This window comes from Rhodopirellula islandica (assembly GCF_001027925.1).
Lineage (GTDB): Bacteria > Planctomycetota > Planctomycetia > Pirellulales > Pirellulaceae > Rhodopirellula > Rhodopirellula islandica.
On sequence record NZ_LECT01000054.1, the window covers coordinates 226,202 to 238,847 of the forward strand.

At 57.8% G+C, this 12,646-nt stretch carries 8 protein-coding genes; 6 read left to right on the plus strand and 2 right to left on the minus strand.

Annotated elements, in window-relative coordinates:
- The first annotated feature begins 174 nt into the window (after nucleotides 1-174).
- The 3 genes from clpB (at nucleotide 175) to RISK_RS26845 (ending at nucleotide 4,560) form a co-directional block, all read left to right on the plus strand.
- Nucleotides 175-2,820, plus strand: coding sequence for an ATP-dependent chaperone ClpB (gene clpB / locus RISK_RS26835; RefSeq protein ID WP_047817390.1), 2,646 nt, complete (start codon nucleotides 175-177; stop codon nucleotides 2,818-2,820).
- 281 nt (nucleotides 2,821-3,101) lie between these two features.
- Entirely contained in the window at nucleotides 3,102-3,650 is a 549-nt protein-coding gene (locus tag RISK_RS26840) for a YceI family protein (protein WP_236696748.1), read from the plus strand.
- Nucleotides 3,651-3,654: 4 nt separating this feature from the next.
- Nucleotides 3,655-4,560 (plus strand): hypothetical protein, encoded by a 906-nt coding sequence (locus RISK_RS26845; protein ID WP_047817391.1) that lies wholly within the window; start codon nucleotides 3,655-3,657, stop codon nucleotides 4,558-4,560.
- 65 nt (nucleotides 4,561-4,625) lie between these two features.
- Here the strand turns inward: RISK_RS26845 and RISK_RS26850 are convergent, their stop codons facing one another.
- Both RISK_RS26850 and RISK_RS26855 read right to left on the minus strand, forming a co-directional pair.
- The gene (locus RISK_RS26850) at nucleotides 4,626-7,994 is read right to left on the minus strand and encodes a UTP--glucose-1-phosphate uridylyltransferase (protein ID WP_047817392.1); all 3,369 of its coding nucleotides are present in this window, start codon (nucleotides 7,992-7,994) and stop codon (nucleotides 4,626-4,628) included.
- Nucleotides 7,994-8,896, minus strand: a complete 903-nt coding sequence (locus RISK_RS26855; protein ID WP_047817393.1) for a sugar phosphate nucleotidyltransferase — start codon at nucleotides 8,894-8,896, stop codon at nucleotides 7,994-7,996. Before RISK_RS26855 ends, RISK_RS26850 begins: the two co-directional genes overlap by 1 nt.
- A gap of 228 nt (nucleotides 8,897-9,124) precedes the next feature.
- Between RISK_RS26855 and RISK_RS26860 the strand changes: the two genes are divergently transcribed.
- The 3 genes from RISK_RS26860 (at nucleotide 9,125) to pgl (ending at nucleotide 12,554) form a co-directional block, all read left to right on the plus strand.
- Nucleotides 9,125-10,954, plus strand: a complete 1,830-nt coding sequence (locus RISK_RS26860) for an arylsulfatase (RefSeq protein WP_047817394.1) — start codon at nucleotides 9,125-9,127, stop codon at nucleotides 10,952-10,954.
- A 26-nt stretch (nucleotides 10,955-10,980) separates the two neighbouring features.
- On the plus strand, nucleotides 10,981-11,790 hold the full coding sequence (gene panB / locus RISK_RS26865; RefSeq protein ID WP_047817395.1) for a 3-methyl-2-oxobutanoate hydroxymethyltransferase: 810 nt from the start codon (nucleotides 10,981-10,983) through the stop codon (nucleotides 11,788-11,790).
- Between the two features lie 62 nt (nucleotides 11,791-11,852).
- Complete coding sequence (gene pgl, locus RISK_RS26870; protein ID WP_047817396.1) at nucleotides 11,853-12,554, plus strand: 6-phosphogluconolactonase; 702 nt, start codon at nucleotides 11,853-11,855, stop codon at nucleotides 12,552-12,554.
- Nucleotides 12,555-12,646: the final 92 nt, after the last annotated feature.

Consider the following 12,646-nt stretch of genomic DNA (forward strand, 5'->3'; position numbering starts at 1 on the left):
TAACGGCGAGTCTCGTTCGGCTGCATCGCAGCCGAGCGGGCGCTCGCTTTTTTTATGTCTGTTCATTTTGTCCTTGGCGATGCCGTTCGGCGCGGAAATTGTATTGCTGGTCCTCTCGATTGATTCCGTGTCCCACCCCCTTGTCCCACCCTCCTACTCTGCCTGGAGATTCTGATGGCCTTTCGAATCGACAAACTCACAACTCAAGCTCAAAACGTGGTTGCTGAGGCGCAAGCCCAGGCCACTTCCGCAGGCAACGCCGAGATCGATCCGCTGCATGTGCTTTCCGCTGCGGTGAACCAGCGAGATGGAATCACAACGCCATTGCTGGAAAAGATCAATGTGGATGTATCCAAACTGAAGTCGTTGTTGGTGAGCGAATTGGAAAAGCTTCCCAACGCGTCGGGCATGGGCCAGGCGCGTGTGTCCGCGAAACTGCAAGCGGCACTCGAAGCGTCGGCGACTTCTGCGGAATCGTTGAAAGACGAGTACGTCAGCACCGAGCATCTGCTCGTCGGTTTGGCTCGCACCGACAACAAGGCCAAGAATCTGTTGTCCTTGTTGGGCGTTTCTGAGAACGATCTGCTCACAGCGATGAGCCAGATTCGTGGGTCGGCCCGTGTGACAGATCCCAATGCGGAATCGACGTATCAAGCCCTTGAGAAATTCGGCATCGACCTGACCCAGTTGGCTCAAAGTGGCAAGTTGGACCCGGTCATTGGACGCGACAACGAGATCCGTCGTGTGATCCAGGTTCTCTCGCGTCGCACCAAGAACAACCCTGTGTTGATTGGCCAACCGGGCGTGGGCAAAACGGCGATCGCAGAAGGGTTGGCCCTCCGCATCTTCGAAGGCGATGTGCCGCAAAGCCTGAAAGGCAAGAAGGTGGTATCCCTGGACATGGGGGCTTTGGTCGCCGGAGCCAAGTTTCGCGGTGACTTCGAAGAGCGATTGAAATCGGTGCTTCGTGAAGTCAAGGATTCCGATGGCAAGGTGATTCTGTTCATCGACGAGTTGCACCTCGTTGTGGGAGCAGGCAATGCCGAAGGTTCGGCTGACGCGGCGAACTTGCTCAAGCCTGAGTTGGCTCGCGGTGCACTGCGATGCATTGGCGCCACGACGCTGGACGAGTACCGGCAGCACATTGAAAAGGATGCGGCGCTGGAGCGGCGGTTCCAGCCTGTGTTTGTGGGCGAGCCCAATGTGGAAGACACCGTGGCGATTCTGCGTGGCTTGAAGCCTCGTTATGAATCGCACCACGGTGTTCGGATCACGGACAGTGCGTTGGTTGCCGCCGCCAACCTTTCCGACCGCTACATCTCGGATCGGTTCTTGCCGGACAAGGCCATCGACTTGATCGATGAAGCCGCCAGTCGCTTGGCGATGGAAAAGGAAAGTGTGCCTGAACCGATCGATCGTTTGCAGCGACGCCTTCGCCAATTGGAGTTGGTTCACCGGCAGTTGGTGGATGAACAAGAGGCTTCTGCGGTCGAAAAACGAGTCGATGTGGAAGCGGAGATGGAAGCTGCCAAGGCGGAACTGGCCAGTTTGAAGGAGCAGTGGGAAACCGAAAAGATGGGGTTGGACGATGTCCAGTCCGTTCGCCAAGAGGTGGATCAGTTGCAGCATCGTTTCGCTCAGTTGGACGCGGAAGCCAAGGAGAAGCAACTCCGAGGTGAGAGTCCCGAAGACGCCTACAGTGAGATGTTGCAGGTGCAATCGCGGCTGCGTGAATTGCAGGCTCGAATTGATGAGGCTGAAAAACGCGATGAGTCAGCGCAAGAAGAAAGCGACGGTCCTGCGGATGAAAAGCGTCGTCTGCTCCGCAAGGAGGTGACGGAGGAAGAGATCGCTGAGGTTGTCAGCACTTGGACCGGCGTTCCCGTCACTCGCATGATGGAAACCGAACGGGCCAAGTTGTTGGTGATGGAAGAGCGTTTGCATCAACGAGTGGTGGGCCAGGATGAAGCGGTCACTGCCGTCTCGGACGCGGTCCGTCGCAGTCGCAGTGGTTTGCAAGATCCCAATCGTCCGATCGGATCGTTCCTGTTCTTGGGGCCAACCGGTGTCGGGAAAACGGAGCTTTGCAAGGCGCTGGCAGAAGTGATGTTCGATGACGATTCCGCAATGGTTCGCATCGACATGAGTGAGTTCATGGAACGGCACAGTGTCTCTCGTTTGATCGGTGCCCCTCCCGGCTATGTTGGCTACGAAGAGGGTGGCAAATTGACCGAGGCTGTGCGGCGGCGCCCGTACGCGGTGATCTTGCTCGATGAGATGGAGAAGGCTCATCCAGACGTCTTCAATATTTTGTTGCAGGTGCTCGACGATGGGCGCCTGACGGACGGGCAAGGCCGAACGGTGAACTTCACCAACACGGTCGTTGTGATGACCAGCAACGTTGGCAGCCAAGTGATCCAGCGCGTCACCGAGGAAGGCGGCGGCGAAGACGAAATGCGTGCGGCGGTCGAGGAAGCATTGAAGGCCAGGTTCTTGCCTGAGTTCCTCAACCGGATCGACGACACCGTGATCTTTCATCCGCTGCAGCAGACACAAATTCGGCGGATTGTGGAGTTGCAACTCGAGGAGCTTCGGACGCGACTGGCAGCCAACGGTTTGTCGGTCGAGATTTCGGAAGCCGCGATCGATCAAATCGCGGAGGTGGGATACGACCCTGCCTACGGTGCACGCCCTCTCAAGCGTGTGATCCAACGCGAGATCCAAAACCCGCTCGCATCCGCGATTTTAAAGAACAGTTATCCGGAGGGCACGGTGATCAAGATCGATCACAATGGCGACGGATTTGTGTTCTCGGGTTGAGTCGCTGCAGGAGGGCAACAGGGGCCGGTTCTCGCCGGCCCCTTTCTCATGGCGGGCTCCGTTCCGATCACAAAGCTGGCGGAATTGTCACGTGGACACCCTGAGTTTGTTGTTTGGCGTCCCGAGTCCTGCGACAATCACGGGGCCGATGATCCGTCCCCTTTCCGGTCAACGCTCCCATGAGATCTGGGGGCGGGTGCTGGAGCAGTTTGGGCATTGGTTGTTGGGTTTCGTTACGATGAGCTCACTTTGTCCCCAGTCCTCACGAGAGATTGTCCCTGATGTTGCAACGTTTTGCCTTGGTGTTGACGCTGGTTTGCGTTTCTTCCGTGGTTGGTTCCGCCGCGGAACAGCCCGCATTTGATGCTGAAAAATCGAAGCTCTCTTTCACTGGTTCCAAGCCGGATGGCAAGCATGAAGGTGGTTTCAAGAAGTTCACCGCTGACGCGGCCTTGAATATTGAAGAGCCCAGCAAGGGCTCGCTCAAGATCGAAATCGATGCGACGAGTCTTTGGTCCGATGCTGACAAGCTGACCAATCACCTGAAGAACCCGGACTTCTTTGACGTTCGCAAGCACCCCAAGATCACGTTCGAATCGACCAAGATTGAGCATGACCCGTCCGAAGACAAAGTGAACATTGTCGGGAAGTTGACCATGCTTGGCAAAACGGTCGAGGTCACCATCCCTTCGATGCCCAAGTTGACGGAAGACATGCTGGTCTTGGCTGCGAACTTTGACATTGATCGAACCAAGTGGGGCATGACCTACGGCAAGGGCAAGATCAACGACAAGGTTGCCATTCAAGCTCTCTTGGTCTTCAAGCGATAAGATTGTGGAAACGCAAATTCTACTTTGGTGTGTGCTGACGCCAGCGATCTTGTCGCTGGCGTTTGTCATTGGTGCTTGGGCAATTCTGCGATCCAAGCTGACGATTGCCCCGGATCGCTTGCCGGCAATCCTTGCGGTGATCGGGTGGTCGATTGCGGTGAGTGCCTGCATGTTGGCAAGACAGGATCTGGTTTGGCCTGCCCTGGACGCTTGGCAAGTCGTGTTGGCACCGATCTTTGTTTCGTCGTTGTTGTTGGCGGGGTGTCCTTGGGCACCCGCGTTGACGAACGCCACCGATTCAAAATCCAACGCTGGATTGTGGTGGTTGATCGCTGGTTTGGGATCCGTGGCCACGGCCATGTGGAGCATGCCCACCGGTGAGGGTTGGACGGACATGTTGCCGCTTCATCGTCCTTGGATGGCCTCCGTCGCCGGGGCCGCGTTGATCAACGTTTGGTCGTTGGACCGCATGCGGAGAACCGGTGCAGCGCCGTGGATCCTGTGGGTTGGACTGGCGGGTTTGGTCGCACCCACGTTGTTGGCCGCCAGTGCGTATGGTGGCTTGGCAGAGTGGATGGTGAGTGCTCTGGTGGCGACGACTGTTTTCGCCATCGCAGCGGCGCTCCTGCCCGAGTCAAAGATCGGAAGGCTGTTTCCGGCAGTGCTTCTGCTGGCGGCGAGCACAACCGCAACGGGGCGGTTCTACACTTACGAAGAACACCCGGCTTGGTTGTACGGTTTGATCCTGCTGCTGCCGACTTGTGTCTCCATCCCCGACGCTTGGCTTCAAAATCAATCGACAACTGTTCGAGTCTGCACGGCGGTCTCTGTCGCAGTGGTTCTGCTCAGTGTGATCGGATGGTTTCTGCTTGGGGATGCTCTGTTCGCCGAGCCGACGGAGGAATGGTGATTTGGAAGTGGAAAGGGCCACAGGGCCACAGGGCCACAGGGACTCAGGGACTCAGGACTCAGGACTCAGGACTCGTTCCATTTGCAGAGGGAGTTGACGTAGGCAGAGCCTCCGTCTCGGTTCCAGCCATCGAGTTGGCTGGGTTCTTTGAGTTGCTGGCCGCGACGCATGGGGGTCACAATGAATTGGCTGTCGATGTCTGGAAGCGTCGTCATGTCGCCCCATAGTTTTTCGAATTGCGCGACCGGGAACACGTCTTCTTGAGCGTGGCCCCAGCGTTTCTTGACTTCTTTGAGCGTGATGTAGGTGGGCAAGCGAGCGGCCATTTGGCGGACCGCGGCGTCGACAGCCGACGCGTCGTTCAGTGAATTTCGATCCAAGCCAAAGGAGTCCAGCAGGGCGTCGACGTCGATCCAGGTTGTCATCGAGTTGTAGAACTTGAGCCCAAACTCGATGCGTTCGTCGGGCATCGCGAGTCCTTCGACCAAGCGTGGACGACCTGCGACGAGGGCCAGTCCACCGCCGCGATCTTCGAGGCGACGAGGGATGACTTCGTAGCTGAGCGTGGCGCCGGATTCGATGTGCAAGCCGAACAGTGCCGGGTCCACGTTGGCACCCAGGGTGTCGATGTTGTGCAGCATCAGATAGCGAAGCGATGGTTGGTCACGCAGGAGCTGCGAAAGGGTTCCGTTTCGAAACAGATTCGGGACTTCGTACCAGTGTCCGACCGGGTGCACGCACTGTGCCGCGACGTTGTCGATGTAGTCGGAACCTTCGCCGGTTTGCTGCGCCCAGTTCGCAATCGCGGATCGAGCGCTTTCACGCATCTTTTGTTGTTGTTGATCCAGGACCTGTTGAGCGGTTTCTTCCCAAAGAAAGTGCAGGTCTCGAACCATGGGAACCATTCGCAATCCAACGCTGCGGCCACTGGAGACATGCACCGGACCATCGTGCCCATAGTTCTGGGTGCGATCCAGAACCGTGCGGATCGCTTCGTCGGTCATCCAGCTGGTCGTGATGACATGTGGGATGACGCCGCCGTGCTGAGCGGTGGTGGCCCGGTTCTTCGCCAAGTGGATTTCCAAGAAGCTTCGGTGCTTTCCCGCAAACCGGTGAAACGGATGCAGGGCTTTGCAGACGCCGGCGCCTTGCGTCCAGCGGCTGCCAACACCAGCCGCCAGCGTGATGACGCCAACTTGCCCGTCCGCGATCGCTTGGGAGCCAAGCTTGGCCAAGCGATCCTCCACACCATCGCGAGTGTCGGTGACGTGGGCTGGTGTGACATCGGTGATTTTGAGATCGCGAGAGAGTCGGTTGGCGGCCAAGCCAAACTTTCCGGCTCGCATGTCGGCCCGGATCTGCTCGTGTTGAGCCCGGTCAAAGCCGCTCCGTTTCAGGATCGCGGCCAGCGAATCATCGCTCATTGATGGCGCGTCGTTCTTCTCGTTTTCAGCTTGGCTGTCCGATGGCAGGACGCTTCGAAGCAGCAGAGCTGCATTGGCCTCGAGATCGTTTGGATCGCTGCAGCGTCGTGAGATGCCAGCGAGTTCCTCGCGGGTTTGAGGTGAGAGCTCACGCAGTGGTTTGCGAAGCCACTTGGGCATCATCAAGGCGTAGTACTTTTGCGGCAGGGCAGCGGACTGGGCTGGCAGCAGCTCCGCGAAAGTGCCGTGATCGTTGATTTGAAAGTCATAGACAACCGGATCCATTGCGAACGGCAACGCCGTTTCCAGTTCGCGTTTGACTGTCACCATCTCTTGGCTGAGCCAGTCCTGTGCGGCTTGTTTGATGGTGGGATCAAAGATGAACCCCATTCCGCCGCCGGACATTCCGCCCAGCATCCAGAATCCCCAGAACTGATCCCCGTACTGCTCGCGACAACGCTGGATCATCACATCGGTGAACCGGTTGGTTGCCCAGGGGATGATGGTCTGCAGTGGGCCTTCGAAGTTCTTGGTCGTCAGTGAACCGAGGCGACGGATGTCACCTTGTTGCAGTGCATCGACCACCTCGTCGTAAATCGACATCGCTACTTGACGGCCGATCCATTGGTCGCGTCCACGAACGAGGTAGTGCTCGGTGACCATCTCGAGAATGGGGCCGACGTTCTGTGCCATCCCGCCGTGCACGACGACCAGCGAGTCTTGCAGTTTTTGACGGGCGTCGGTGCTGATCCGATCTTCGCCGAGGACTTCATGGTCGGGCATCAGGCGACCGCGACTGATTCCAAATTCGGGATCTTCTTCGCCAGCGGTTTGGCCACAGATGAGTTTGATACCGGGCCACACGCCGCCGGAATCTTGCCACCCACCACCGCTGCCGCCGATCCATTCGCCCAGAATCGCGCGAGCGGCGATCAGTCGGCGGTCCGTTTCCGTGAGCACGCCTTCGAGTGACTGGATTTGCCCGGTCGCTCGCATCAGGTTGCTGATCAGAGAACCGAGCAGGTTGGTGGAAACGGCGAGTCGTGAACCTTTGGGGATGTCATTGATTTTGGAAACCAGTTCCAGGCCTTTGCCGCGGCCGACCACTCGTTCGAGCAGCGAGGCCATGTCGGACCCGCAACCTTCCAAGCCCGGAGGAACGACGCCGGCCGCGATCACGGCGGCTTTAAGAAGTCCCAGGTAGTCTCGGGCGAAATCGAACATCTCGGCGACCGTCGTGACTTCGACGCTGGCGTTGAGGTCGACACTGACCAATCGAAACACCGGTTGATCAATCACTCGCAAGTAAGTTTCGATTGGCGGTCGTACCTTTTCGTCCCGCCCGCGAACACCGAGGTCGACGGAGACGTTGATGACTCGGGCGCCTTCGGGGTAGTCCATTCCCAGAAAGAAGATGTCGCTCCAGGCGGAATGCGAGACATCCATTCGCACGGCGGTGGTTTCTTTCAAGACCGGCGAAAGGTGCGGGCTGCTTTCGGTTGGCAACAGTTCTTTGCGGATTCGGAGTGGGTGTTCAGCAACATGCCCCAAGCGAAACATCCATTGATTGCCGCGAACCGTGCGAACACTGTGGCGGACTTGGTCGGCGAGTGTTTGGAACCCCAGTTCGTGATACGCCGCCGCGAGCGCGCTGGACAAGGCGTCGCTGGGACCATCGCTGGATTGAACTTCCAGGAACTCGTCGATGGCTTCTTGGAAACGTCGGCCAAGCAAGTGTTCGTAGCCTTCGAACGGGATGCTTCCGGAGACCGATTGATCGAGACGCGATGGCAGGTGATAGCGATAGATCGCGGATAAAAAGAACAACGCTCGAACGCGTTGGTACAAGTTTTCTTCTTGGCGACGAAAACGATCCAGCTCGGCAATGTGCTGGAGAAGTTCGGGGAGCGTGGCGTCCTCGAGCAGTGATTCCAACGAGCGATCTCGCAGGTCAGCTTGATCGGTCGTGATGGTTTCAATCAACGAATTCAGGGAGCGAAGTTCCGGCATCAGTTGGACCCTTCTGGTGTCGATGATTCCGCCGAAGAATTGGACGCTGGCGCGACGGGCGACTCCGATCGTGTGGCCAGCAGTTCGACCAATTCGGTGAGCAAGAGGTCTCGGTCACGTCCCGACAAGCCAATCGCCAGTTGTGCGATCAGGACGCCGTATTGCTCGCCAATGTTGTAGCGGCGACCTTGCAGTTGATACGCGAGGTATTTTCCACGGTGAGGGAGCTTTGCTGCCGCGTCGGAAAGCGATGGGCGTTCCATGCTTGGATCGGCCACGACTTCATGCAGGCATTCCATGACCGCAGGAGTCAGAACGTGCATGCCGAAGTAGCCCAGGTAGTATCCGCTTCGCAGGCCCGGCGTGATCAGTGATTGTTCGGCGAGCGTCGGGGTTGGTTTTTCGACGACGGTGCGAACGTCATACAGACCATCGAATCGCGGCACGCTGGCTCCGCCGACAATGCCAAAGTACGGGAGGCGATGTTCTCGCGTGGATTGCACAGCGGAAACCGGGCAGGCGTGTTGCTCTGCCATTTGGATCAATTGAGCCGCGCAGCTTTTCGACGTTGCGGACAGATACAGGTGGTCGCTCACCAGGTGCAGAAAAGCGTCCTCGCCGCAGAACGATTCGGCTTGCAGGATCGCATCGGCATAGCCGAGGGGGCGTTCCTGATGAACGAAGTGCAGGTTCCCCAGAGAGCCACCGGCGGCTTGGCGGTAGTTGTCCTCGTCACCGGGTTGGATGACGACGCAGATCTCTTCCACACCCGCCGATAGAGTTTCTTCGACGATCAATTGGAGTGCCGTTTTCTCTTCGCCCGAACCGTCCACCAAGCGTTGCAGCGGAAGGGTGTTCTGGTTGGGGGCTGCGGCGGTGATGACCGCTTTTCGAACTCGCATGGGTCGGTCTTGCAGAAAAGGAAAAGGCCTTGGTTGGGTGCTTCGACCCACAGAATAGTCGAGGTGCTCGAGACCGCCACCGGATCAACCCAATCGGGGAGTCTGAGAGCAGGTTCCCCCGCCGCGGGAACGGTCAGCTATCCTGTTGGCGTTCCGCTTGGGAGGGCTGTGTTGGTTCTTCCGTTGGTGCGGGGTGCAGTTGATGGTCTTTCGATTCAAAGGTTGGTAGTGCGAGTCATCCCCCATTTTCGCGATGTTTTGATCGGGTTGTTGTTCTTGGCGATTGGGATTGGTGCTGGCGTTTCTTGCCGAGCCGACTCCAGTTCGCGGCCCAATGTGTTGGTGGTTCTGACGGACGATCAGGGCTGGGGGGATCTCAGCCTGCATGGCAATCCCAACTTGCAAACGCCGCACATTGATTCGTTGGCTCGCGATGGCGTGCAGATTCAGAACTTTTATGTGTGTGCCGTTTGCTCCCCGACTCGAGCGGAGTTTTTGACGGGGCGCTATCACACGCGATCGGGCGTGTTCAGCACCTCAGCGGGCGGTGAGCGGATCGACGCGGCCGAGCGGACCATCGGGGATGCGTTTCAAGAAGCGGGCTACGCGACGGCGGCTTTTGGGAAATGGCACTCGGGAATGCAGGCACCGTATCATCCCAACTCGCGCGGGTTCGAGGAGTTTTATGGTTTCTGCAGTGGTCACTGGGGCAACTACTTTTCGCCCATGTTGGAACACAATGGCGAAATCGTGCAGGGGAAAGGGTTCATCGTGGATGATTTGACGAACCACGCGATCGATTTCATTGAGCAGCATCGCGCTGATCCGTTTTTCGTTTATCTGCCGCTGAATACACCGCATTCACCGATGCAGGTTCCCGATGAAGATTGGAAGAAATTCGAAGGCAAGGAGATTGTGCCTGACTCTCGTCCCGAGAATGCCAAGCAGGAAGATGTTCAGCACACTCGGGCGGCGCTCGCGTTGTGCCAGAACATTGATGACAACGTCGGTCGGTTGTTAGGAGCCTTGGATCGATTGTCGCTTTCAGAAAACACGATCGTGGTGTTCTTTTGCGACAACGGGCCGAACGGTTCTCGGTTCAACGGCGGGTTAAGAGGCCGCAAGGGAGCGGTTCACGAGGGCGGATTGCGTTCGCCTTGCTTGATTCGGTACCCAGAGAAACTTGAAGCCGGTCGAACGGTCGGGGGGATCGCGGGAGCGATCGACCTGTTCCCGACTCTTGCCGATCTGTGCGAAGTCGAGGTGGGGGCCACCGCGGGACCGCTGGACGGCATGTCGCTGCAGGGCGTGTTGAACGATCCGAAGGAGTTGCCTGCGCAACGTTTGATTTTCACGGCTTGGAAGGGCAAGCTCAGCGTTCGATCCAACCAGTATCGCTATCACCAAAACGGCGATCTGTTTGATTTGCAAGCGGACCCCGGGGAAACTCGATCGGTCGCGAAGGAAAATGCTGCCGTTGTGGCGAGAATGAAAGGGGCGCTCGAGGATTGGACGCAAGAAACCAAGCCTCGTGAGCGGAACTATTCCGAGGAGCAGGTCTTTCCTGTCGGGCATCCCGATCATGCCTGGACGCAGCTTCCCGCCCGTGATGCGCAGGCAACCGGCGAAATTCGCCGGAGCAATCGGTTTCCCAACAGCAGTTACATGACTCATTGGCATTCGGAAGCGGATGCCGTCACGTGGGACGTGGACGTTTTGGCTGGCGGGCAGTTTGAAGTGGAGTTGCACTACGCGTGTCCGGAGTCGGCAGTGGGAACACGGTTGCAATTGGAATGGCAGCAACCCGGTGTGATGGAAGCAATTCAGTCTGTCGTGACGGAGGCCAATCCTTCCGGGGCCATTCATTTGGACAAAGATCGATCCAAGCGGGTGGAGAGCGACGAGAAGCGATGGGCAAAATTGTCGCTCGGGCGGATCGCTTTGTCGGAGGGCAGGGGACGCCTGTCATTGACCTGCCCAAGAATCATGGGCGAGGATGGGGAGCATCGAGGCGTGGAGATTCGGCTGATGATGCTGCATCGTGTTCCCGCTGAGTGAGCGACCCCACCTGAAAAGCAAGCAGAATGACGGAATCGGAAAAGAGAAAATCGCGAATCACGACTCGAACGCTGCAGCGCATGCGGGAACGCGGCGAACGAATCACGATGCTGACGGCCTATGATTTTCCGACTGCGAAAATTCTGGACGAGGCCGGTGTCGATGTTCTGCTGGTCGGCGACACCGTCGGCATGGTCGTTCAGGGGCACTCGACGACGTTGCCCGTGACGATGGATCAAATGATTTACCACGCGGAAATGGTCGGTCGGGCGGCCGAACATGCGATGGTGGTGGTCGATTTGCCATTCCCTGACGGCCAGCTCGATTTGCTTCACAGCGTCCGCTGTGGGGCTCGCGTGTTGAAGGAAACACAGTGCCACGCGGTCAAGTTAGAAGGCGGGGCTGAACAAGCCGAGCGGATTCAGGCGATGGTGGGTGCCGGGATTCCCGTGATGGCACACATTGGGCTGCGTCCGCAAAACATTTACGTGGAAGGCGGCTATCGATTGCAGCGTGACATCGAACGGTTGGTGGCCGATGCCAAAGCCGCGGAGGCCGCCGGTGCGTTTGTGGTTTTGATCGAGTGTGTGCCCAGCGAAGCCGCCGCCGCGATCACCGCGGCTGTCAGTGTGCCAACGATTGGCATTGGTGCGGGACGAGACGTTTCGGGGCAAGTCTTGGTGACCCATGACATCCTGGGGCTGACATCGGGTTACACACCCAAGTTCACCCGGTTGTTCGCCGACGTGGGGGCCACCATCCGTGAGGCGGCCAAGTCGTACTGCGACGAAGTGAAGGCGGCGAGCTTTCCCAGCGACGCGGAATCGTTTGAGTGATTCACGCCAGCTTTGTCGATCGATTGATTCAGATAGATTCCTCGCAACCTTGAGATTGCAACATGCAAGTTTTTGATTCTTTAGATGAGCTTTCCAACGCTGCTGCGGATGCGTTTTGCAACTTGGCCACCGAAGCGATTGAAGCGCGGGGTGTTTTTCGCGTGACGTTGTCCGGCGGTTCGACTCCCAAGCGTTTGTATGAGTTGCTGGCGACGAAAGAGTTGCCGTGGCAGAACATCGAGTTCTACTGGGGCGACGAACGCAACGTCACGGAAGACAACTTGGACAGCAATTACCGAATGGTTCGAGAAGCGTTGTTGTCGCATTTGCCGGCTGGTTCATTCCGAGCTTTTCCGGTGCCGGTGGATCCCGACAACCCTGCGGCCACGGCGGAAGCCTACGAGAAAACACTGCGGGAAACGTTTGCGGGTTCCGATCTTCCGACGTGGGATTTGGCGCTGTTGGGAATGGGCGATGACGCTCACACGGCGTCGTTGTTTCCTGAAACCAAGGCGATCGAGCAGAACGATCGTTGGTTCGTGGAGAACTGGGTGCCCAAGATGGAAACCTATCGCTACACACTGACCGCACCAGCGATCAATTCCGCTCGTCAGCGTTGGTTTTTGATTGGTGGATCGAACAAACGTCAAGCACTCGCGAGTGTTCGAAGTTCCGCCAGCGATTTGCCTGCCGCGCTGTTTCCATCGCGATTGATTGAGTCGCCGGCTTGGTTTGTCACACGCGACGCCGTCGCGACTGCTTAAGCAGGTCGGCAGGAGTCTTTCGGCATTCGAGCTGTTTTGGCAAGCATTATTCCTGCCACATACAACCGGGGCTAAGGCCCAAACGGCTCACA